The 22046-nt window shown below is 41.3% G+C and carries 25 protein-coding genes; 1 reads left to right on the top strand and 24 read right to left on the bottom strand.

Annotated elements, in window-relative coordinates; all coding sequences use genetic code 11:
* Nucleotides 1-55 precede the first annotated feature (55 nt).
* From E7303_RS06420 to E7303_RS06405, 4 genes are all read right to left on the bottom strand, one after another.
* The gene (locus tag E7303_RS06420; protein ID WP_292144379.1) at nt 56-721 is read right to left on the bottom strand and encodes a hypothetical protein; all 666 of its coding nucleotides are present in this window, start codon (nt 719-721) and stop codon (nt 56-58) included.
* 114 nt (nt 722-835) lie between these two features.
* Nucleotides 836-1195, bottom strand: coding sequence for a helix-turn-helix domain-containing protein (locus E7303_RS06415; RefSeq protein ID WP_292144378.1), 360 nt, complete (start codon nt 1193-1195; stop codon nt 836-838).
* Between the two features lie 407 nt (nt 1196-1602).
* Nucleotides 1603-1836 (bottom strand): GlsB/YeaQ/YmgE family stress response membrane protein, encoded by a 234-nt coding sequence (locus E7303_RS06410; RefSeq protein WP_292144377.1) that lies wholly within the window; start codon nt 1834-1836, stop codon nt 1603-1605.
* A gap of 23 nt (nt 1837-1859) precedes the next feature.
* Nucleotides 1860-2072, bottom strand: coding sequence for a hypothetical protein (locus E7303_RS06405; protein WP_292144375.1), 213 nt, complete (start codon nt 2070-2072; stop codon nt 1860-1862).
* A gap of 202 nt (nt 2073-2274) precedes the next feature.
* Between E7303_RS06405 and E7303_RS06400 the strand changes: the two genes are divergently transcribed.
* Nucleotides 2275-3024 carry a metallophosphoesterase gene (locus E7303_RS06400; RefSeq protein ID WP_292144374.1) on the top strand — a complete coding sequence of 250 codons (750 nt, stop codon included), beginning with the start codon at nt 2275-2277 and terminating at the stop codon, nt 3022-3024.
* A 38-nt stretch (nt 3025-3062) separates the two neighbouring features.
* Here the strand turns inward: E7303_RS06400 and E7303_RS06395 are convergent, their stop codons facing one another.
* From E7303_RS06395 to E7303_RS06300, 20 genes are all read right to left on the bottom strand, one after another.
* The gene (locus E7303_RS06395; RefSeq protein WP_292144373.1) at nt 3063-3215 is read right to left on the bottom strand and encodes a hypothetical protein; all 153 of its coding nucleotides are present in this window, start codon (nt 3213-3215) and stop codon (nt 3063-3065) included.
* 420 nt (nt 3216-3635) lie between these two features.
* Nucleotides 3636-4568: a DUF7005 family protein gene (locus E7303_RS06390; protein ID WP_292144372.1), complete on the bottom strand. Its 933-nt coding sequence runs from the start codon at nt 4566-4568 to the stop codon at nt 3636-3638.
* A gap of 121 nt (nt 4569-4689) precedes the next feature.
* Nucleotides 4690-5016 carry a hypothetical protein gene (locus tag E7303_RS06385; protein WP_292144371.1) on the bottom strand — a complete coding sequence of 109 codons (327 nt, stop codon included), beginning with the start codon at nt 5014-5016 and terminating at the stop codon, nt 4690-4692.
* An 18-nt stretch (nt 5017-5034) separates the two neighbouring features.
* Nucleotides 5035-7203 (bottom strand): SpoIIE family protein phosphatase, encoded by a 2169-nt coding sequence (locus E7303_RS06380; RefSeq protein ID WP_292144370.1) that lies wholly within the window; start codon nt 7201-7203, stop codon nt 5035-5037.
* Nucleotides 7204-7221: 18 nt separating this feature from the next.
* On the bottom strand, nt 7222-7590 hold the full coding sequence (locus E7303_RS06375) for a hypothetical protein (RefSeq protein WP_292144369.1): 369 nt from the start codon (nt 7588-7590) through the stop codon (nt 7222-7224).
* 13 nt (nt 7591-7603) lie between these two features.
* Nucleotides 7604-8050, bottom strand: coding sequence for an ATP-binding protein (locus E7303_RS06370; RefSeq protein ID WP_292144368.1), 447 nt, complete (start codon nt 8048-8050; stop codon nt 7604-7606).
* A 26-nt stretch (nt 8051-8076) separates the two neighbouring features.
* A complete protein-coding gene (locus E7303_RS06365) occupies nt 8077-9732 on the bottom strand; it encodes a dicarboxylate/amino acid:cation symporter (protein ID WP_292144367.1) in 1656 nt (551 codons plus the stop codon).
* 12 nt (nt 9733-9744) lie between these two features.
* A complete protein-coding gene (locus tag E7303_RS06360; RefSeq protein ID WP_292144366.1) occupies nt 9745-10113 on the bottom strand; it encodes a Crp/Fnr family transcriptional regulator in 369 nt (122 codons plus the stop codon).
* Nucleotides 10114-10219: 106 nt separating this feature from the next.
* A complete protein-coding gene (locus E7303_RS06355; protein ID WP_292144365.1) occupies nt 10220-10519 on the bottom strand; it encodes an STAS domain-containing protein in 300 nt (99 codons plus the stop codon).
* Nucleotides 10520-10557: 38 nt separating this feature from the next.
* Entirely contained in the window at nt 10558-10731 is a 174-nt protein-coding gene (locus E7303_RS06350; protein ID WP_292144363.1) for a hypothetical protein, read from the bottom strand.
* 172 nt (nt 10732-10903) lie between these two features.
* Nucleotides 10904-11944 (bottom strand): radical SAM protein, encoded by a 1041-nt coding sequence (locus tag E7303_RS06345; RefSeq protein WP_292144362.1) that lies wholly within the window; start codon nt 11942-11944, stop codon nt 10904-10906.
* 6 nt (nt 11945-11950) lie between these two features.
* Nucleotides 11951-12424 (bottom strand): hypothetical protein, encoded by a 474-nt coding sequence (locus E7303_RS06340; protein WP_292144360.1) that lies wholly within the window; start codon nt 12422-12424, stop codon nt 11951-11953.
* A gap of 411 nt (nt 12425-12835) precedes the next feature.
* Nucleotides 12836-13183 carry a hypothetical protein gene (locus E7303_RS06335; RefSeq protein WP_292144359.1) on the bottom strand — a complete coding sequence of 116 codons (348 nt, stop codon included), beginning with the start codon at nt 13181-13183 and terminating at the stop codon, nt 12836-12838.
* An 83-nt stretch (nt 13184-13266) separates the two neighbouring features.
* Nucleotides 13267-13746, bottom strand: coding sequence for a hypothetical protein (locus E7303_RS06330; protein ID WP_292144358.1), 480 nt, complete (start codon nt 13744-13746; stop codon nt 13267-13269).
* A gap of 58 nt (nt 13747-13804) precedes the next feature.
* Nucleotides 13805-14140: a hypothetical protein gene (locus tag E7303_RS06325; RefSeq protein ID WP_292144357.1), complete on the bottom strand. Its 336-nt coding sequence runs from the start codon at nt 14138-14140 to the stop codon at nt 13805-13807.
* Nucleotides 14125-14619: a radical SAM protein gene (locus E7303_RS06320; protein ID WP_292144356.1), complete on the bottom strand. Its 495-nt coding sequence runs from the start codon at nt 14617-14619 to the stop codon at nt 14125-14127. Before E7303_RS06320 ends, E7303_RS06325 begins: the two co-directional genes overlap by 16 nt.
* 139 nt (nt 14620-14758) lie before the next feature.
* A complete protein-coding gene (locus E7303_RS06315; protein ID WP_292144355.1) occupies nt 14759-15265 on the bottom strand; it encodes an RNA polymerase sigma factor in 507 nt (168 codons plus the stop codon).
* A complete protein-coding gene (locus E7303_RS06310) occupies nt 15237-17795 on the bottom strand; it encodes an NHLP bacteriocin export ABC transporter permease/ATPase subunit (RefSeq protein WP_292144354.1) in 2559 nt (852 codons plus the stop codon). The genes E7303_RS06315 and E7303_RS06310 overlap by 29 nt, the downstream gene beginning before the upstream one ends.
* A gap of 21 nt (nt 17796-17816) precedes the next feature.
* On the bottom strand, nt 17817-19976 hold the full coding sequence (locus tag E7303_RS06305) for an NHLP family bacteriocin export ABC transporter peptidase/permease/ATPase subunit (protein ID WP_292144353.1): 2160 nt from the start codon (nt 19974-19976) through the stop codon (nt 17817-17819).
* 21 nt (nt 19977-19997) lie between these two features.
* Nucleotides 19998-21959: an NHLP bacteriocin system secretion protein gene (locus E7303_RS06300; protein ID WP_292144352.1), complete on the bottom strand. Its 1962-nt coding sequence runs from the start codon at nt 21957-21959 to the stop codon at nt 19998-20000.
* Nucleotides 21960-22046: the final 87 nt, after the last annotated feature.

Below are 22046 nucleotides of genomic sequence, written 5' to 3'. Positions count from 1 at the left end.
GTAATTATTGAATGTTTCTCAATTAACATAAAAAGAGCAGCCTCAAAGCTGCTCCCTAAACATATTTCATCCACCATCTATGCTGTTCTGGTCTTGGTATAATTCCTTCTTCTATATCTTCCATTTCTCTTCTGACAGCATATATCCACATCAAGATTCCAAAAATTGCCATGCCTGCTTCTTTTTTACTCTCAAGAGTTGAGCGACTTATCTGTAATTGTCTGGCATACTCCTCGTTAGTGAGAGAGCTTGCCTCTCCAGTAAAAAAGCAATCTGTGAGTATCGTCCTGATAAGCTTACCATCCTTACGTCTGTCTTTTTCGGGATCATATGGCGTACCTGACACATTACCATCAAGCATCCTCTCTATTTTATCAAGCATCCCATCTGACTTTCCTTTGATCCAAATAGTACGTACAAGTTCCCATATAAAATCTCCACGTCCTCCATATTCGGCAGGAATTGGTATCGGTTTATCGTGATTAAAAACATTCGGCATTTGATCGACCAGAAGAATGTACCAGTGTCTCAGCCTGAGCTTTTGGGATTGTATGACTGAAGGCACTTTGTTATTAGCGTCTTCTTCACCTACCACTTGTCCAGCTAACAATCTGCTAAGCATGTCCTCTGCAAATTCAGAAGCATCTTTAACGCTAAAGCCTTCTTGCTCACATAACTCTGCTGCAAGTTTTTCCGCTGTCATTCTAGTTTCTTTAGGCATAACCCCTCCTTTATGCACAGCTTATAATCAAAAACAGGGAGACAAAACACTACTTGTTCCAGTCCCCCTGTCGTAACCATTGTTTGCATCTTTGTGGCAATGTAGTTTCAGAATTTATGATTTTATATCTCTTCTCTCCAGTTCTATTGCTAGTAATTTCATATATAAAAGAATTCTCTTTGAGCTGATTTTTCTTAGCTGATTTTCGACTACAAATTCCATTCTTCCATGCTCCCCGAAAAGCAGCTCATCTATTGAAAAATTCAGCTCTTTAGCAAGCTTTGCAACGACTTCAATTGGTATCTTAGTTCTCCCGGCTTCATACTCAGCTATGGTATTTGCTGTTCTCCCAATCCTTATTCCTAACGCTTGCTGTGTAACTCCAGCTTCAAGTCTATATCTTTGAAGTCTCTTGCCAACTTGAATATGAAATTCTTTAGCTTCAGACTTCTTTTTTGGGTTATCTCTTTTCACTCGTTTTCTCCTATTCCCTACATCACATGATACAAGCAATGGTCGTTAACGATTCACAGAGTTATCCATATTTTTTAATCGAAACCGCCAGTATTATTGGTGGTTTCATAACTACTACTGTAAAAACATCCCTATTACCGCACAAAGTACATACAAAAAATCCCGATACACGACAACCCTTATTGCCAATGTATCGGGATAAGTAATGATTATTCTGTTGTAACAACTGTCAATACTCAAAAAAGCTGACAATATCTTCATAAATAATAACTGCCTCTGCATCTCTGCCAAGTACCTACAATAAATGATGAGCTTGCTGCTGAACACATCTCAAGTAAAACAGCTTAATCCGTCTACACTAAAGCGCAGCCGATGTCTATGAACACCAGCTGCGCCTTTGCTTTACGTTAAAAAAGTTTTCTTCCAAGCCATATGCAGATGCAGGCTCCTACTGTCGATACCACAAGGCTGCCAATCCATCCGTTGGCGGATAATCCTATAAGATTGAACACCAGGCCTCCGACAAATCCTCCTCCGATTCCCAGAAGAATGTTCTTAAGAGTTCCTGAAGACTCTCCCATGATCCTACTTGCAACGAAGCCTGCAATGGCTCCAAGAATAAGTCCCATTATTATTCCCATGTTCTCTCCTCCTCATCAATTACTCATGCACGGCTGAAAAGACTTACCAGCCCTACTATTACAAGTATCGGAAGTGCAATATATATTAACCCGCCAAACAGCATTATCATCAATATCGCAGGCAGGAATACGATATACAGCATCACCTTCATGATGCTCCAGGATGCCCTGAATGCAAATCCTATAAGCTTTCCAAATATACCGAAGAATAAAACCATAAACAACAATGTCATCATAACACTCACCTCTTTCGCACAACATCATTAGCAGTTACTTTTTTCTATCCATCGGTTTTTCCTCTTTCTGTATGTTTACAAACTTTTTTATTTTTCTGTTGATGTTATCATTATAGAGGTGGCCGTTCTTAGTTTACATAATTACTTCAGTGATTTTGGAACGGTTATTTCACTTTTTCAGCAAAATATAAAGGAGCACATTATGTCAACCTACGCTATATCCGACCTTCACGGGCAATATGGCATCTTTGAAAAACTACTGGATGTAATAGATTTCTCTGAGAATGACTTCCTGTATGTTCTTGGAGATGCCATAGACAGGGGCCCTGATGGGATAAAGATACTTCAGAAAATAAAAGACACTCCTAACATGGATCTTCTCATCGGTAATCATGAGTACATGATGCTTAATTCTATTGATCTTGATGGATATTCAGAAGATCTGCCGGGAGACAGTACAGAGTTGTGGATGTACTATAATGGCGGTGATGAGACATTTGATCAGTATTGTTCACTCAATGAATCTGATAGAAAAGATCTCGTAGAATGGCTCCTGACAAGAAAGCTGACCACGTTAATCGACACGGATGGAAGGACCATATGCTTAACACACTCATATTTCAACGAGGAATGCATTGATAAAGAATACAAAGAATGCAACAACCGAGTCATCTGGAATATCGTATGGAAGACGCCCTACAGGTATGATCTTGAAATTCCAATTGACCACTATACTGAGAAAGACTGGGACTTTGTGATAGGTCATGTGCCAGTGCAAAGAGTAGCCGGGCTTGATGTCAAGTTACAGGCATTTCATGAGCAGAACGTGCTCCTTATAGATGGCGGCTGCTCCTACGGTCCAAGAAACGTCCTTGATCCTAATGAATATGGTGTCATCTGCATCCGGCTTGAAGATATGAGCGAAACAGTCGTGACCTTTGCTTCCCTATAGAGCAGTAAAAGCAGTGCATTTTACTGCTCTGCTCCCAACTAAAGCTCTCTTCCACAAAAAGAGCAGTATTTGATCTTTGTCTTAAATACTCTGACATCATCACCATAATTGCTAAGTGCAAGCTCAAGAGAAGCTTGTTCTGGCACTATTGTCAATCCCACAAGCATCTCTCCAAAAAAGCCAAAATCCACTTTATCCTCTATGATGTCACTATAACTTGTTTTGCCTGATGGGAATAAACTTGATTATCCAGAGGTTTTCCTTAACGCAACAGATTTACCTTCCTAACTGATAACAAAGCCTGCGGAGTAATCTGTGGGCTTTAAAAATGAGCCTTAAATTCAGACCCTCAAACTAGACCCTCAAACCAAACCCTCAAAAACTCCCCATACTAAAAGGGCCTGACCCTCAAGTCAGACCCTCAAAACGCTTGGCAAACCCTCAAAAAGTTTGATTATCCAATTATTTAAAGCTATAAAAAAGCAACCTATGGATTCAAAATCCACCGATCGCTTTTTTCATAGGTTATATCCCTAAATATCCCTCAATGAAGTCCAAGGGCAATAGCAGGACCTGTAATGCCCAAAAGCTACAGCACCCTGTTAAGATATTTATTGACTTTTATTCTGTTTTCCAGGATAAATTCTATAAAGCTCATAATTGCATTCTAAATGTTTTAGTATTTCAAACGGATTATTAGTTCCACTTTCACTTATTATTTTTGAGAAGAGCTTGACATACGTACTGACAAGTTTTGACATTTTATCCAGTTTAAGGTTTTTGGACCGTTCTTCGATGCATTCTTCCAGATAGTTTTCAAGCCTTCCGCCTTTATATCCGCTTTCATCAACTCCCAGGAACTTAAGTGCCATATCACTATCGTACCTTCCAAATGCAGCAAAAATACCTACTGCATCCGCTACAACTTCATCCCATATAGGATCGATCTGATCCGGATACAGCCTCCGGCATATAAAATGTGTACACTCGTGATATTTTCTTATGACCGCTGAAAGCTCAATCCATTCCGATTCGGAGAAACCAAGCTCAGATGCTGAAATCCCACTATATGGTCCCACTGAAAGAACGATTATCCCATCCTGGTAATTACATTTATTGGAAGTAAATCTCCTAAATTCTGCACTCCAATCAGGGAAATAATTCCCCCGTGCAATTTCTTTCTCTAAGAATTCCTTCTTGTGGGCATTTATCTTATCCCAGTTTATAACACCATCTATGATAGCAGCTCCCTGTGTTCGCGGAATAACCTTTTTCTTGCATCTGTTCGCCATTATCTGTATGAATATCTCAAAATCATTTCTTTCATAGAGAGATATTACCTGAACAATCCCCGCAGGTGTTTCTGTAAACACCAAGCTATCATTATCCGACATAGTAAAATGAGCAAGTGTCTTTTCAGATAAATCTTCACCGCGCCTTACTATAGCTCTATACTTCTCATCTGCTCCGTCACTACCCGGAATAAGGTAAAGTTGTTTATAAGTACGCGCAAGATATGGAATGACTTCTCTTCCCAGTATCATATACCATCTTCCCCTTTCGGGTATAGTTTTACTTGCAGTCTTGTTTTATGCTGTTTGTCCTTATAAAGCTCAAAATGTCAGGCTCTTCCAAAAATAAATTAAATCTCCATACCGGATCTATTTACCAGGGTATTGCTATTGCAGCTATTCCAAGCATCCCTACAGCACACAAATAAGCCAGGAACTTATCTGCTTCGCTTCCTCCTGCCACATCTTCAAGGTCATCTTCTGAAAGCTCATCTGATTTATTCAGATCCTCCTGGGTTATTTCACCCCTGCTAATCTTATTGATTGTCTCTCCGAGTCTATGTATCTCATCAATAGAAAACTCCACTCCATGTTCAGAGAACCATTCACGCGCCTTTTCAGGATCTTCGATTGACAGTACTTCTTTCACCTTCGCCTCATCGCTGAAAATTTCCTTTAATTTTTCGTTTCTGTTAGTCATATCTTTCCTTTCAATCTTTTAAGTATCTTTTTTTGTTTTCCCTTTTTCAGGTCCATTGTATCTGATGCAGAGCGTAGTCATGTCATCAAACTGGTCAGCTTCTCCTACAAACTCATCTACCGCAGCCCGGACAGTCTTATCAAGCTCAAGCACAGTAGCTTCCTTCCTGGCATTGAGCACTTCAAGAATTCTGTCATGTCCGAACATCTTAAAGTCACTGTCTGTTGCCTCAGTAATTCCATCGGTATAGAGATAAAGTACATCTCCCGGATTAAGGGTTATTTCATTCAGCTTTATTTTGATCTTCTTCCTGCAGGCAACAGGTGAGCCATGGTTATCCTTATATAGTTCATACTGTCCGCCCTTTCTGCAGATGATAGGGTATTCATGGCCTGCATTGACATAGGACAGCGCCCCTGTTGTAACATTCAGCACCCCAAGCCACACTGTCACAAACATTCCTGCAGCATTTTCTTCCATCAGAAGGGCATTGACACCTTCAATTGCTTTGTATACATCACCGCCATGGAGCATCACCTGACTTTGTATTATATGCTTGGTCATTACCATAAAGAGGGCTGCCGATATTCCTTTTCCGGAAACATCTCCTATCACCATGGCCAGATGGTCATCATCTAAAAAATAATAATCGTACAGATCTCCTCCAACTTCCTTGGCTGGCTTCATGTCTGCGTAAAGCTCAAACTCAGGTCTATCCGGAAATGCAGGGAAGATTCTGGGAAGCATGGAGTCCTGAATCTTGTTGGCAGTGGCCATCTCTGTATCTATACGTTCTTTCTCCGCTGAAATTCTGGCTACTTCATTGATATAATTCTTAAGCTTATAGGTCAGTTTATGGAAAACGCCTGCCAGAACCTCTATCTCATCCTTTGTTTTATAAACCTCTTCCATTTCAAAGGACATATCATCCCCATCCATGTTCTTAACTCTCTCAGTCATGGTATTAATAGGTGTTACCATCCTTTTCGAAATGATAGCAGATGCCATTGCTGCATTGAATATAAGAAGCAGCATGACAATAAGGATTACGATTGTAGTTCTCCTTATCCTTCCCTGAAACTTTGAAAATGTCTGAGTATTTGAATTGTCGATTTCCTCAAGAAGAGAATCCGTTGAGTTCAGCAGTTCTTTTTCTCCGATAAACATCATCTGAGTCCAGCCCATTATTTTTAACGGAGCATAGGCAACATAATATTTTTCGCCGTCGATATGCACACTGGTAAAGCCCTCTTCAAGCGAAAGAGCCCTGGCTACCAAATCGTTAAGCTCAGGGTTGGCGGTTTCTCTGATGTCTGTAGAAAGCATATCGTCCATGGCAAGGTCGCCCTCCGTCCTCGGAGAATAGACAAGCTGTCCATCGCCGCTTATAAGAATTGAAAAACTGTTTTCGCTAAAGCTAAGCTCTGAAACAAGCTGCTGAAGGGCATCAAGCTTAGTAGAGCCCTCAAGGACAGCCACAAGCTCTCCGTCAACGTATATAGGATAACCAAATACAACCTCAGTAAGATCGTAAAAATAACTGTGAACTGCCGCAGAAAAATACATATCCTGTTTTTCTACCGCTCCCTGATACCAGGCTCTGGAGGTTGGATCATAGTTTTTTACCTTTCCATCCTCCTCAAATTTCTGTTCGGACATTTTGTCCATGGCAATAGTAACTCCGCTGGGGAGGGCTATATAACAGTCCATGGTATAGTCGCTGTTTCCCCTTATGATCTCTGCCATAATGGGTGAAAGATTACCCAGCTTTCTTACCATCCGCATGGTCTCCTGATCGTTCTGATCAGCCCAGTCAGCAAACATTAACTGCTGCACATACTTACCGGCATTAGCCTTACTCGGAGGGTTAACAGGAACCTCGCTGTAGTTCTCCGGATGCATAAAAACATCCTGAACCTGCTCACCTAAGATTCTGAAATCATGATCAAGGCTCCAAAACTCATCGTTGGAATTGTCCGCAGCCTGCCGTATAGTCTGTTTAAGACTGCCCTCCACAATTCCTGTAAGTGTCTCCTGAGATTTTTCTTTAAGGGTAATCGTCTGGTTTTCACCTGCTTCGCCAACCATTTTTTGTATCAGCATTACCTCTATAAGTCCGCTGACAAAGAATGCGATTATTGCGGTCACTACAATGGTGACACAAAGGCGCATTATTTTGCTCCTCATAAGATTGTCTCCAATTCATCAATTCCAATCAAAATCCTGATTTACTATATCTTGTGCACCGATGATGCCGAAGTAATCCAAAGCTGTTGTCACACAAACAGCAAAAACAATTCCGCCTAAAAAAAACAGTCCACCACCGGATACCTCCTCAAGTTCTTCCTCTGAAAGTTCTCCGCTTTCGATTTTTTCAAGCGTCTCCTTTGTAATTTTTCCACTGGCAACCCCGGAAAGGAGCTCTCCCAGTCCATGAATTTCCTCCATCGTCATTTCAACACCATGCTCTGATAAAAAATCCTGAACCTCTCTGCCACTTTTGAGATGTAACAGTTTATTAAACAGTTCCTCATTCTCAAATATCTCTTTTAACTTTTCTTCTCTGGTTCCCATAACAGCCTCCTTTTTATCTGTCATTCCCACGAAACGTCTTTTCTATCGTTAGTATGTTCTTTCCTTCTTCATATCTGTAGATTATACTGTCTACTTTCTTCCTAACAAAAAAGATGCCCAGTCCACCTTTTTGCCTCTCCTTAGCCTTCAGAGTTATATCAGGATCTTCTTTGTCCAGAGGGTTGTAGCGAACTCCGCTGTCTATAAATGTTATCTCTATAGAATTATCATCCCTGGAAATCTCCACAATCAAAGTAGCCATGCCTGTGTCCTGACCGTAAGCATAGCTTGCTATATTCGCAAACAGTTCTTCTGTCACTATAAGCGTCTGTGACACTTCCTTTTGCGAAGAATTCAGTTTACGAACTCTCTGCTCAACAAAATCTGTTACTACAGGCAGGTTTTCCAAATCAGCCTCTATGTCAAGCCTGTCCTGATTCTTAATACTGTTCTCTTCCATACATTTGGTATTACTGACTCCACATCTTATTGATTGTATTTCTTTATATCCACCATATCTTCCGACCGTGCTGCTATTGTGGTGACTACTGCATCACCGGTAACATTAGCCATTGTCTGCATCATGGATATTATCGGATAAAGTCCCATGACAAGACTTATTGCCTCAGCAGGTATGCCAATCTGCGGTATAAGAAGAGTAAGGCACACAAGATTCCCTCCTGGAACTCCGGGAGACCCCACTGACAGTACAATAATAGCGATGAACAGCTGAAGAAGCATTGCGCCTGTCACAGGAAGCTGGTAAATTCTAGCAAAAAACAGTGCTGAGATCATGAGAGTTATGCAACTTCCGTCCATATTTATCGTTGCGCCAAGAGGAAGTGAGAATGAATAAACCTTCTCCGAAACACCAAGACTTTTGCACTGTCTGATTGATGATGGAAGGGCAGCATTACTTGAAGATAAGGTAAATGCAGAAACCATTGCAGGATAATACTTGCTAATGAATTTAAACGGATTAAGCCTTGCAAATATCAGAAGCAGGACCAAATAAACACATATCATTATTACATCTCCCAGATATACTACCGGTATCCAAGTTATAACATCCATAAAAGATGAAAACTTCATCGTTGCCATCATTTTGGCCATGGAGCAAAATACCATTACTGGCATAAATGAAACGATCACTGCAGTAATCTTTGAAAAGGCCATGTTCATAGCAGATACAAAGTCTTTAACAATAGGCACTGCCTTTGCCAAAGTAGCTGCAGCAAGCCCCAGACAGATTGCCATAAAGATTATCTGCAGCATATCTGACTTCTGAAAAGGAGTGATAACATCAGTGGGAACAATTCCTACTAATGTATCCTTTATGGAAATGGTCGCAGACTCTCCTTTTGCAATGGTTGCAGCTGCAGCGTCGGCATCCACAGCCTGTGCAAGATTGGGATTGCCTATAGGGAAAATATTGTATGTAACATACCCTACGCCAATAGCAAGTACGGAAGTCAGAATATACATAGCAACGACCTTTCCTGCTATTCGCCCAAGAGCTCTGATATCTGAAAATTCCGCTATACTGCTGGCAATCGAGAAGAACACCAAAGGTGCGACGATCATTTTAAGCGCGTTGATAAGCACCGTGTACACAGGTGAAAAAACATTCTTAGTAATAGTTCCTGAAACGTCTGAAGGCAGCATGTTTTGCATCAAAAGCCCAGTAGCAACACCAAGAACAAGTGCCAATAATGTGACAATAAGATTGGAATAAGGAGATTTTTTTACCTGCTGCTTAACAAAAATATTGCCCTTCTCACATCTTACATTCAGATTTTCTCCAAAGAGCTTTTGTATCAGGCCCTGCAAGGCCTCCCCAGCTCTTCCTCCTATAGAAGATGATCCGCCAAAAAGAAGCTTTCCCTGAATATCAGCAACCGTGAACTCTCCGCCTTTTCCGCTGTATTTGATCTTCACATTCCCCAAAAGGCTTTCAACACCAACTATAATTTCGCTGTCATCATTGGCGACTTCACAGATTTTTTCAAGTATCTCTTCTGCTGCCAAAAGAGGTCTTACTGCATTTTTCTTGGTAATCTTCTTTTTATCAAGACATTCCCTGATAAAATCTATGACCTTTGGTATCTCACTGCGGTCTTTTTTGAAAACATATTCCTTCATAGTGGGTCTCCTTCAAGTTTTTTTTGTATTATTTCCAAGAAAATGCATTTTTCCACGCATATTCATTGCCTTTGGATTGTAAATACTTCGTATAATATCCTTCTTGGCTTCATTTAATTCATCTTTATCTTTTGAATAGATACTAAGCTCATTTTGAAGTAACATAATCTGTTTTTGCATACGGATCATGGTATTTGCCATATTCTTCATTATCTGCATCACACTTGCGTGGTTTTCCTGTATAAAGTCGCCCATACGTCCCTCAGTCACCCTTAGCGCGTATACGTCCGAATAAGCAATGACAGTATATATTGATGGTACTGATGCCAAAAGCCCCAGCTCACCAAAGCAGGTTCCAGGCCCAATAATTCCCAGCAGCACTTCCTGATCCGTGCCATAACCTACCTCTTTAAAGCCATTGGGGCCGGCTCTCAGTGGCTCAAAAAAGTCAATATGAACCGTCCCTAGTGGCTAAACATTCCTCCTATTACTGTTCTATATCCAAAATGTCGGTAAAGCCTGTTTCATCAAAAATATCAAGAACGGCCTCATTTGCGTTTCTCACTACCATTTCGCCCTGATCATCCATAATTTGCTGGGCCGCAAGAAACTGCCTAAGACCTGCAGATGAAGTGTATTCCAGTTTTTTAAGGTCAAAAATAAGTTCTGTTATTCCTGAAAGTTCACTCTCAATCACCTTCTCAAGCTCCGGTGCTGAGACTGCATCCATGCGTCCTTCGAGTCCTATAGTGAGCTTTTTGCCTTCCTTGTTCAGAGTAATATTCATTTCTTTTACTACCTCCTTAACAAATTATTTTTTTCTCTTTACCAGCCGCACATAAAACCTGCCATAAGTATTACAGGACCCGCAACAGCCGTAAATGCCCCACCTTTCTGCAAGAAGGTTGTATCCTCACCTCCTGCTACTGCTTCAAGGTCGTCCTCACTTAGTTCATCGCCCTTTTCAATTTTTTCTTCCGTAATCTCTCCACGGCTCATTTTTGAAGAATTTCTCCCATTTTCATTATTTCATCCAGTGAAAAGTCTATGCCATGGTCTAAAACCACTTCTGTGCTTCTTCCGGCTCTGATATGGATAATATCTCCTTTAGCAGTTCTTTGTTCTCAAAAAGTTCTTTCATTTTTTCGGTCTGATCTGTCATCTCAGATTCCTATTTTATTTCATTTTCAGCTGCTTCATGAACAGGACATTCTTCCATACCAAAATTTGGTCCTTCATGAAGTTTATATCCTACCGCCTGACATGGAAGGCAGTTATTCTCATATATGCATCCCTTGCAGGGAGCCTTTCTGTTTTCTTCTACGCTCCTAAGCTGTTTTAGAAAATCAGAATTATTCCAGTAGTCTGATATATGCTCGAAGCTCTCCCGAACATCAAGGTGCCTGCAGGGGGTCAGCCTCCCGTCAACTGCTACGGAGATACCATTTCTTCCTGCTCCGCATCCTCTCGCCGGTCCCATATTTAAGTTTCCTAAAAAGCTTTTATATACATAAGCACGCATCTGGGAAAAACATGGCTCTGGTACAATTTTCACATTTCCCTTGTACTTCTTAATAAATGCTGCTGTGTCTGTCATCTGCTGCTTTGTTGGATAGCTTTTAAGTTCATAGGAGCTGTCTGGTTTAAAAGCAAGTATCGCAACAGTATTCACCCCATATTTCTCTGCCAGCTCCATAAGACTCGGAAAGTCATCAGCATTACTTGAATGCATCACCCAGTTGATATGTCTGTTTTCAAACTCCAGCTCCTTCAATGTTTCAAGAGCCCTAACTGCCAGTTCGTAACCGTCTCTTGTTCTGGAATTGATTTCCCTGGTGCTGCCGTTTAGGGAAATGAATATGTCATCCACTCCGGCATCTATAAGTTCCTTAAGAGTTTCTTTTTCTGCATACACTCCCGACAAAGCAATTGCACTACTTAGATCAAGCCTCTTGCATTCCAAAATAAGTTCCTTTAAATGGGGATAACACAAGGTCTCTCCTCCACTTAAATTCACCTGCTTAATTCCTGCCTCTGCCGCATCACGGATCCAGTATAGAGCTGTATCAATATTCATTTCGGTCCCCTGATTCAGGGATACATAGCACTGCGGACAGTGCAATGGGCACCTGGTTGTCAGCTCCAGATTCATCTGCCAGGGTGTATCAAAAAACCTGACCTTTGGATTAAAGAATCTCTCGTCGTTTTTCAATGACACTTACCACCCCACGAATATATCTCCAAGATTAAACATTACCTGAGTAAATGCATCAAGGAATCCGCTAATTCCTCCTGCACCTCCGGCTACAGCTTCGAGATCATCTTCAAAGAGTTCTCCATCCTCACTAATTTCGTCCCCTTCCTGCTGACCTCTTTTTGCTTTATTTAGTTTCTCTGCCATCTGCCCAATGTCGTCCATGGTTAATTCAACCCCATGCTTGGAAAACCACTGCTGTGCTTTCTCTGCGTTCTCAATCATTACAACTTCTTTTACAAGCTCTTCATCTTTAAAAATCTCTACTAATTTTTGTGCATTATCACTCATGTTTTCTTCTTTCCTCATCGCGCTGTCACTGCCTGTTTTTTCAGCTGTGAGTCTTTTTTTAAGCCTTCGTCTGAAAAGTTCATTTTCAGGGGGCCTGAAGTTTTTCAAATAGTATTCAAGTTCATCATCACTAAATTCTTTTTTCATATCATAGCCCCTGCATTTCAGTCTGAAGACAAAGTGGGTATTCAAAGTTTTTGAGGGTCAATCATTTTGAGGGTCTATCGTGAAGGTCTATCGTGATAATAAACAAAACCAGGGTTAATCAGTTATTGAAACTGACTAATCCTAGCTCATTTCATGTAAGAATCGTTACCTGCACTCCCTCCGTTTCCTTAATTGCTTTTAATACCGAGCCCTGTCCGATGCGAGCGGCGGGTCCCATGGGGCGTTGGGCCGTCGCACCAGGGCGACAGATAACTATATGCTATCGTGTTGGACACCCACTATAAAATAGGTTAACCAAAATAGCCCTAGAACTCTGACCCTCAAACCAGACCCTCAAAACGCTTGGCAAACCCTCAAAAAGTTTGATTATCCGACAAAGTCCTCATATATTTACCACATACATGTTGCTGCAAAAATGACTGCCAAAGGCGCCATTGCTACGCCAGTAAAACCAAGCGCGACACCCCATTCTAGTGCCGAGTATCCACCGGAAACCTCTTCAAGATCATCCTCTGAAAGTTCCCCGTTGGCTGCACTCTCAAGCTGTTCTTTCGTTATTTCTCCGCTTGCTACCTTTTTCAAGATATCTCCCAAGGCCTTAATTTGATCCAAACTCAACTCCACTCCATGTTCAGAGAGCCAATTCTGGGCATCCTCCGGCTTCTCGTTCGAAAACATCTCCTTAAGAAGCGTTTCGTTCTCAAAAATCTCCTTCATTTTTTCAATAGTATCTCTCATCTCTTATTCTCCTCTCTTTGTGTTAGAAATTGTTTCCCTTGCATTCTCTTTCCTGTTCAATTGTCATTTTTATTATCTCCTAACTACCACATTAACCCGGCAGCGATAAGTATCTGTACTGTCCCTATCCCAAGTCCTGCCACAGCAGATCCCACCAACATCACTACGTCAGATGTAGTCATTTTTCCACCCGCAACAGCCTCTAGCTCATCCTCTCCAAGTTCACCATCAGCAATTCTCTGAAGCTCATTAGTAGTTACCTCTCCCTTTAAAATTTGTGATAGCAGTTTTCCAATTGCCTTAATTTCATCAATTGTAAGTTCCACTTCATGGTCAGAGAACCAATTCTGAGCATCCTCCGGCTTTTCTATGGCCAGTACCTCTTTAAGCAAATCCTCATTTTCCAGCATCTCCTTGATTTTCTCTTCTTTAGTACCCATAATTACCTCCTTCTTTTTAGCGAACAAATTCTTCTCAAGTCGATTCTTAAAGACCTCATTTACAGGTGGTCTGTATCGTCTCAGAATATCTTCAATTTCTTCTTCGCTGAACGTCCTTTTCATTGTTTTCACCTATTTGCTCACAAAAGCCATAGTAAATGCGTGGTTCTGCTCTTGATAATTACCAAGTACAAGCTATTCCTATTGCTATCGAAACCATTGCAATCCCTATAGCCCCTAAAGCATACTCAACAGCAGTCTGATTAGTACCCCCGGCCACATTTTCAAGATCATCTTCTGAAAGTTCATCATTTACTGCCAGATATCCAGCTTTTATCTCTCCTTTTTGGACTTTGTTTATCATTTCACCCATGTCCTTTATCTCATCCAGGGTGAACTCTATCCCATGGTCTGAAAACCACTCCTGTGCTTTCTCAGGTTCTGCAATAGACAATACTTCTTTTACCATTGCCTCATCACTGAATAATTCCTTGATTCTTTCTATCCTGTTGTCCATATTATTCCTCCATTTTCAAGAATAAACCTAAGTTCCTTTAAGGTTTCCAGTGCCTTTATAGCCAGTTCGTACCCATCTCTGGTCTTTGCATTTATTTCCTCAGTACTTACGTTCAGGGAAATAAATATGTCGTTCACACCTGCTGCTATGAGCTTTTCCAGTGTCTCCTTTCCGGCATATATTCCGGAGAGCGCAATGGCACTGCTAAGCTTTAAACTCTTACCTTCTGCAATAAGTTCCTCAAGAAAGGGATAACATAAAGTCTCACCTCCACTTAAGTTAATCTGCTCTACTCCGGCATCTGCCGCATCCCTTATCCAGTAAAGTGCTGTATCAAGACTCATATGAGTTCCCTGATTTAAATGTACATAGCATTGGGGACAGCGTAATGGACATTGTGTTGTGAGTTCAAGATTCATCTGCCAGGGCACATCAAAAACTGTAACCTTGAGGTCCACAAATCTCTTTTCATTATCCATATTCAATTTCCTCAGTACTGTATTCTTTATATAAAAGAATAAGGTGCCTTGCTGTTTTATATATATACAGCCTGGCACCCTCATAAAGTAACGCTATAAAATTAAGCTTTTATAAAATGATACTTAAGAATCCATAAAGTTACTCTGACAGCTTTTTTCTGCATTTTTCCAGAAGTCTCTTATATCGCATCTTAATTGCGTCTTCAGTAGAACCTTGCAGTTTTGCTATCTCCTTGTTTGAAAACTCAAACACATATCTGTAAGTTAAAAACTCTCTTTCTTCTGCACTCAAAAATGACAGAGTGGCAAATGCCACATCTTCAGAAATATTCTCTATTGCCTTGTCCTCAGCTCCTTTAGTATCCATTTGGGGCAGCTCATTTCGCTCTCTGTAGGCGGAAGACCTTAGGAGATTTATCGCTTTATTATGGGCAATCCTTGACAACCAGGTGATAACCGACGCCTTGTTTGCATCATAGCTGTCAAATTCATTAAAAGCCGCCATAAAGGTTTCCGAGGTAACATCCTCTGCATCATGTTGATCAAGAAGGATCATATATGCATAACGATAGACCCTTTCAAAATTCTCCCGGTAAATTTTTTCAAATTTCTCTTTTCTATGAGATTTGTCTGATAGCCAGGTCATAGAAACGTCCTTTCGCATCCATCAACTCGTTGTAGCTTCCCTGTTCAACAATACTTCCTTTGTCCATGACTATGATCCTGTCACAGTTTTTAACAGTACTAAGCCTGTGGGCTATTACTATCTTGGTAGCATCTATACTCTCTAGGGTTTCAACTACCTGATTCTGAGTGACATTGTCCAGAGCACTTGTAGCTTCGTCAAGAAATATCACCTTGGGTTTTCCCACTATAGCCCTTGCTATTAGTATTCTCTGAGCCTGTCCTCCGGATATTGTTCCGGCGCCTTCCGAAATAACTGTATGAAGTCCCATGGGCATCTGTTTTATATCATCTTCAAGCCCCACTTCCCTTATTGTTTCTTCCACCCTTTTCATTTTTATCCCGGGAGAAGTAATAGTTATATTATCATAGATACTTCCTGAGATAAGGCCTCCATCCTGAAGTACAACACCGAATTTTTTACGAAGTTCTCTTTTATCCAGATCATCGATATCCTGGTTGTCGTAATAGACTTTTCCCACCTGTGGTTTTTCAAACCCAAGAAGTATTTTTAAAAGAGTAGATTTTCCACAGCCTGAGGAGCCGACAATTCCTATATATTCACCCGGCTTGACACTCAGGTTAAAGTTTGACAGAGCCGGCGGCTCATCTGGATTATAGGAGAAGCTGACATTATTTACTTCAATTCCGCCTTCAATCTTTGATGGCATCACAGAGTCTTCACTGAGCTCCGGAAGTGTCTCCAATATCGGCCTTATGTTGTCATATAGTGGTTTAATCTGATTTACCACCAGAATGTTCTGTACAATCTGCAGTATTGCAGAAGAGAATGAGCCAAAGGCGGCAGTAAACGCCGAGAATCCACCGATTGTCAGACCGATGTTCTTCCTGATCATAAGGTAATAGAATATTACAGAGAAAATGATCTGGACAGAACAGGTCACGGCGCTTACCAAAAGAGTCATGTCTTCCTTTTTGGTATTTATCCTGCGGGATGAAACAAAATCCCCAAGGTAATTTAAAATTGCTCTGTCCTCAGCTCCTGCTATCCTTATTTTGCTGATCCCGGATATGATCTGAAAGCTTGTAGCCTGCGCATGGGTGTCAACTTTTAGTTTGCTCACCTCATATTTGGTCTGCACTATTCCTATAACGACGATATAGATGACCACTACAAGCAAAAGAACCAGTGACCATCCCGCCATTTTACCGGAATACTTGAACATTCTCCAAAGGTACAAAATTGAAAACAACGCCGAAAGAAGCGAGGTTATAATACTATTGGCTATCACTTCATATATTGTTTTTACTCCCATTACCCTCTGACCAAGAGTTGCTGCGTCATAATCTCTGAAGAAGCTCTCCGGCAGGTTAAAAAGACGGTCTATAGCGGCTGACTGTGCAGCATATTCCATGGAATTCATGGACCTGAATGAGGATAGATTTTTTACTATTGAAAAAGTAATATTGCCGAGAGAACAAGCAATAAGTACTGCTCCAAGCTGCATAAGCCCCGATGCATTTCCCATAGGAATAAACTTGTCATAGGCCTGTTCATTCATGTAAGGAAGTAATAAACCGATAAGTGTGCCTATCAGTGCCATTGCAAAAAGCCTGACAATATCTGACTTATATACCTTCTCCATTCCAAAACGGATAAGGTCTCTTATATATATCTTTTTTTCCGGAAAAGGACGGTAAAACATATATGCCGAAGGCTTCAGGCCATCTGCGATAGCAGCTGTGACCCGCACAGTTTTTCCATCTTTGGGGCAATACATCATATAGCTGTATGGGCCATTGGGAACAAGTGCCACCACAGCCTTATCTTCGGCTCTTGTTGCAAGAAAAGCTCCGCAATCACTCTTATACCACTTACCTTCAAGCACAATCTCTCTGATTACAAAATGCGAGATCCTTGCTATATCAGCTATCTCATATCTTCTTCCACAGCACTCCACAATTCGATCAAGGCTGGCTATATTGATTCGCTCTTTAGCGCACAAAAAAGATACTGCATCATATAAGGGTTTTCCTGTCTCTGTAAAATTCTCAGCAGAACCTGTGTTTTTTTCGTTGTCAAAAAGGCCTAAAAGGAGCTTGAAGGTTCTCTCCTTTGTCCTCTCACCTTCTTTTCTTGTGGCGTATATATAGCCTTTTTCCCTTACGCTGAGCTTCTCATATTTTTCTATAAGCTCTTCAGCCAGGTCTCCCGGGTCGCTTATATCAAGACCTACTGCTTTGGCAAATTCAAGGATATCAGTATCTGTAACAGAATCTTCTGAAACCGTGATTGTAGCCTTTTCAAGAGCCACGATTCCCAATACCCAGTCACCAAGATGCTCGGAGCTATGGCTAAATCCGGGAAAACTCTCCCCCTTATGCATTTCTGAAAGGAAGAGCTTCCGTCCTTCCTCACCATCCTTAAGCGGTATCAGATATATGAGAATATTCCCATCCTCTGACGCATACAAAGAAGAGGAATTCTCGGCATAATATATTTCCCCACCTTTTATAGTTTTCTTATCCATCAGACACTCCCTGATATATATTTAAATGTTCTGAATAAGCCGCTGATAATGCCCTTCTAAAGCAGCAAGCTCCTCGTGACTTCCCCTCTGAACTATTTTGCCTTTTTCCATAACTATTATTTCATCACAGTCCCTTATAGCACTTAATCTGTGAGCAACGATGATACATGTGCAACCTCTTCTCTTGATGTTGTCCAATATCTGTTTTTCCACAATCGGATCAAGAGCACTGGTCGCTTCATCCATTATGAGAACCGAAGGATTTGTAACAAGAGCCCTTGCAATCTCAAGCCTTTGTCTCTGCCCTCCTGAAAAGTTTGATCCTCCCTCAGAGAGCTGATAATCGTACGCTCCGGGCTTGGAAGTGATGATGTCATGGATACAGGCGTCCTTGGCTGCCCTTATCACGTCTTCATCGCTTATGTATTTATTCCATAGAGTCAGGTTATCTCGCACAGTTCCGGAGAAAAGCGTAATGCTCTGACTCACCGTAGACACACTGGCAGAAAGAACCTCAGGAGGAATTTTCTTAACAAGGCAGTCATCAAATTTAATCTCTCCGCCCCAAGGTTTATATAATCCTGAACAAAGCTTACTTACAGTGGATTTTCCGCTTCCTGAAGCACCGACGAATGCTATAGATTTTCCGGGTTTTAACACAAAGGAAAAATCATCTATAAGAGGATCCTTTAAAATGTCATATCCAAAAGAAACATTTTGAAGTTCTACTTTACCGATGAGTTTTTCAGAATACGGTTCATATTCCTCTTCGTTGTACTTATCGTCCTCCTTATACTTCATGATGTCATTTACCCTTGCCATGTCTGCCCTGGTTGTCTGTATCTTCTGAATAAAACCTGCAAGAGAATTGATAGGTTCTGTAAAGGAATCCAGAAGTCCCGAGTATGCAATCAGCATACCGGCAGTCATATATCCTCTTATTACCAGCACTCCGCCCACAATAAGGGTAAGCACGCTCTGAAGGTTCTTGGACACCTCAGGGATAGCATTTAGAAGTTCCTGCCTCATACCCATAGACTGTTCCATGAGAATAGCCTTAGCATAATTTCCTTCAAGTCTGCTGACGTATTCGTTCTCTGTTCCGGAAGCCTTTAAGGTACTTGTAATACTAAGTCCCGCAAAAAGAGCCCCCATCATCCTGCCTTGATCCTGCTGACTCTTCATTGAGATATCTCCCATGTAAGAAGCTCCCCAACGCATTACAAGAAGATTTATGATCACGCAGGTAAAGCCGATAGCCGTAAGGATCGGACTGTAAAAAATCATAAGAACAAAATAAAACATCGCCACAAATATGTTGAGCACTGTCTGAGCCAGATCACTGGTTAAAAAGGTGCTTATGTTGTTATTATTTACAATTCTCTGGGACAGATCACCCGCATATCTCTGATCATAAAAAGAAATAGGCAGTCTTATCAGATGCGAGAGAAAGTTGTATGCACTTATGGATATCATCTTGTTCTGAAGTTTTGCCAGGAGCTTTCCTCTGTACCAGGTGAGAAATGACTTAAACAGCGCCGTGCCAAGCATTACCACCAAAAGTACACTGACCCAGTCATCCTTGCCCCCAAGAAGGATATCATCAATAAAAATCTGTGAAAAAACCGGGGTTACAATTCCCGGGACCACCAGAAACAAACCCAGGACTATAAGCGCTGCAATGGCCCCTTTCTGCCCTTTAAGCCTCCGACTGATGAAATCAAGCATATTGCTCTGCTTTTTACTCTTTGTAAATGCGTCAGTAAGCGCAAAGGTCAAGACTACACCTGTAAAACAATCGTCTATATCCTGAACTGTCAGCTTTCTCCTTCCCATAGCAGGATCATTTATGTAACAGTATTTGCCTTTTCTTCCTTCCCATACGACAAAATGGTTAAAATTCCAGTGAATTATGCATGGCACTGGCAATTCAAACAGATCTTTGAGATCTTTTCTATAGCCATGTACTTCAAGCCCAAACTTTTTCCCGGCCCTCATGATGTTCTTCATATTACAACCATCACGTGATACGCCGGTCTCTATTCGCATCTGCTCAAGCGGTATAAACTTACCAAAATACCCGAATATCATGGAAAGGGAAGCTGCCCCACATTCTGTTGCTTCCATCTGATATACCGTAGGTGTCTTGGCATATCCCAATTTTTTCTTTTTTAGCTTCATCTTTATCCCCAATTTTTCCCACTACATATCGCGCTTTACGGAAAGCTTTTCTTTTAACAGGGGAATGAGCATTGTAATAGGCGCTTTCTCCTGAATAATTGTATCTGTTGATACCATTGTTCCTTCGGTCATGCTGACAGTCTTGCCCTTTTTGCTTGACCACCAAAAGCCGCTTACCGTTGTTGCATCTCTTCTAAGACACACTTTTACCGATACCACAGGGCCATCCTTGGTAAAGGCCTGGGTTAAAGAAGGATCCCCCAGCTGGTTTTGTATTTCTTCCTGAGAGGTCACATACTCATCAACTGTAGTTACCGTCCCCTCCATGTGCCCATACTCTTGCTTGTTAACTGTAGATGGGTAAATAACAACCTGCATTCCCGGGGTTATTTTTTTACCATCAGCTACAGAAACATAGCATACAACTATATGCTCATCTTCCGGGGAAGCAATCCTGCACACACTGGCACCCTGTGAAAGAGAATTACCTTCTGTAATATTGAGCCCGGAAATGTATCCATCATGAGTGGATTTTATAGTTCCATCCTGTATCTGCTTTTCATATTTCCTGATTTCCTGTTCAATCTGATCCAAAGTTCCGTCTTTAGCACTGTCGAATTGCATCTTAAGTGCTGCGTTCTGTATAGCCAGGTTCTCTTCATCCGCAGCAACCTGTGCAGTCAGCTGAATAACAGCATCCTCGAGGTTACGCTTCTGGGAGAGTTCCGTCTGGTATGTACTAAGCGCCACATTATAGGTAACACCTGCTTGTGAGTTTTGAGCCTGCTGATTTGCTGCCGCCTGCATTGTTGAGATGTAGGCAGATTCTGCGCTGTTGTATGCAGACTGAGCATCGGAAACCCTTCCATACCATTCTCCGACAATTCCGGAATAGGCATTCTGAGTGTTTTTCGCAGTATCAACATTTGACTTTATCGATGACAGATTAGAATTATAGTTTTTAACCTCTGCCTCATACTGTGCTGCCAGCTGGGATTGTTCATTATAGGTATTTGCAAGGATATCGTTGGCAGTTGTTTTTATGTTGTTCCAATCAGAAAAATCAGGTTTAGGTGGATCATCTGTGGTAACAGGAACCGTAATGCCTATCTCATTCAATATAGAAACCATAACGTTTTTTTCTTCATCTGTTGCGTTGGTCGGATCAAATGTTTCAACTTTGTTAATATAGTTCAAAGCCTGATCAGCCTTGTTCTGCGCTTTGCTCCTATTTGACTCCGCTGAATTTCTTGAATTCTCAACACTTCCATACTGTTCCTGTAAAGGTTCTATTGAAGCGCCTGACTGCGCAAGCTGTGCCCTATAAGAATCCAGACTCTGCTGCGCCGAATTGAGCTTGGTTGTTGCCATCTGATACGCCGCCTGAGCAGCAGATGAATCATTAGGTGACATTGTAGAAAGATAAATTGCCTGTGCCTGTTCAAAAGTCGCTTTTGCATTTGCAGTAGCGCTTTTCTGGTTATCAAGCTCTTTCTGCTTGGCTGCAAGAAGTTCCTTATTAGTATTCAGGGATGAGCCGCCGGTCATTTTCTGAGCTTTTATATCGATAAGCGACTTAGTATCAGATGTTGCTACATCATTTTCTGAGTCAAAGGTTACTTTCTGTATCTCCTGTTTTCGCCTTTCAAGATTGCTTATCTCTTCTTTTGCCTTTGATGTATCGATTCTTGCTATTTCCTGACCTTTTTTTACAGTATCCCCTTCTTCCACCAGTATTTCGGTCACTACCCCTCCGATTTCTGAAGTAACTGTGTGTATGCCACTTTCACCCATATATATGCCATTAGTGCTGACATTTTCAGGAAGCCGTCCAAATATTGACCATATAGTAGCTACGAGGATTATTCCGCCTCCCCCTATGGCCGCAATCCAAAAAGACGGTGATATAATCTTTATCATCTTGTCCAGCTGTTCCGGAGATGATAATTTATCAAGTGCTGCTTTTCTGTAAATATCTGCCATGAGTCCCCCTCTGAAATGCCTGATTTGCTCTAGATTTCGTATATTTTATGTTTTTATTATATCAATATCTTGTATGAGAAAATTGAA

Origin of the sequence: Butyrivibrio sp., from assembly GCF_015056685.1 — a bacterium.
GTDB lineage: Bacteria > Bacillota > Clostridia > Lachnospirales > Lachnospiraceae > Butyrivibrio.
Note: the sequence above shows the minus strand (reverse complement) of the source record. Positions and strands in the feature narration are given on the sequence as shown.

Coding starts and splice junctions, on each gene's coding strand:
- E7303_RS06420 (WP_292144379.1), bottom strand. CDS start 721: ATGCCTAAAGAAACTAGAATGACAGCGGAAAAACTTGCAGCAGAGTTA.
- E7303_RS06410 (WP_292144377.1), bottom strand. CDS start 1,836: ATGGGAATAATAATGGGACTTATTCTTGGAGCCATTGCAGGCTTCGTT.
- E7303_RS06405 (WP_292144375.1), bottom strand. CDS start 2,072: ATGATGACATTGTTGTTTATGGTTTTATTCTTCGGTATATTTGGAAAG.
- E7303_RS06400 (WP_292144374.1), top strand. CDS start 2,275: ATGTCAACCTACGCTATATCCGACCTTCACGGGCAATATGGCATCTTT.
- E7303_RS06390 (WP_292144372.1), bottom strand. CDS start 4,568: ATGATACTGGGAAGAGAAGTCATTCCATATCTTGCGCGTACTTATAAA.
- E7303_RS06385 (WP_292144371.1), bottom strand. CDS start 5,016: ATGACTAACAGAAACGAAAAATTAAAGGAAATTTTCAGCGATGAGGCG.
- E7303_RS06380 (WP_292144370.1), bottom strand. CDS start 7,203: ATGAGGAGCAAAATAATGCGCCTTTGTGTCACCATTGTAGTGACCGCA.
- E7303_RS06375 (WP_292144369.1), bottom strand. CDS start 7,590: ATGGGAACCAGAGAAGAAAAGTTAAAAGAGATATTTGAGAATGAGGAA.
- E7303_RS06370 (WP_292144368.1), bottom strand. CDS start 8,050: ATGGAAGAGAACAGTATTAAGAATCAGGACAGGCTTGACATAGAGGCT.
- E7303_RS06365 (WP_292144367.1), bottom strand. CDS start 9,732: ATGAAGGAATATGTTTTCAAAAAAGACCGCAGTGAGATACCAAAGGTC.
- E7303_RS06355 (WP_292144365.1), bottom strand. CDS start 10,519: ATGAATATTACTCTGAACAAGGAAGGCAAAAAGCTCACTATAGGACTC.
- E7303_RS06350 (WP_292144363.1), bottom strand. CDS start 10,731: ATGAGCCGTGGAGAGATTACGGAAGAAAAAATTGAAAAGGGCGATGAA.
- E7303_RS06340 (WP_292144360.1), bottom strand. CDS start 12,424: ATGAAAAAAGAATTTAGTGATGATGAACTTGAATACTATTTGAAAAAC.
- E7303_RS06335 (WP_292144359.1), bottom strand. CDS start 13,183: ATGAGAGATACTATTGAAAAAATGAAGGAGATTTTTGAGAACGAAACG.
- E7303_RS06330 (WP_292144358.1), bottom strand. CDS start 13,746: ATGAAAAGGACGTTCAGCGAAGAAGAAATTGAAGATATTCTGAGACGA.
- E7303_RS06325 (WP_292144357.1), bottom strand. CDS start 14,140: ATGGACAACAGGATAGAAAGAATCAAGGAATTATTCAGTGATGAGGCA.
- E7303_RS06320 (WP_292144356.1), bottom strand. CDS start 14,619: ATGGATAATGAAAAGAGATTTGTGGACCTCAAGGTTACAGTTTTTGAT.
- E7303_RS06315 (WP_292144355.1), bottom strand. CDS start 15,265: ATGACCTGGCTATCAGACAAATCTCATAGAAAAGAGAAATTTGAAAAA.
- E7303_RS06310 (WP_292144354.1), bottom strand. CDS start 17,795: ATGGATAAGAAAACTATAAAAGGTGGGGAAATATATTATGCCGAGAAT.
- E7303_RS06305 (WP_292144353.1), bottom strand. CDS start 19,976: ATGAAGCTAAAAAAGAAAAAATTGGGATATGCCAAGACACCTACGGTA.
- E7303_RS06300 (WP_292144352.1), bottom strand. CDS start 21,959: ATGGCAGATATTTACAGAAAAGCAGCACTTGATAAATTATCATCTCCG.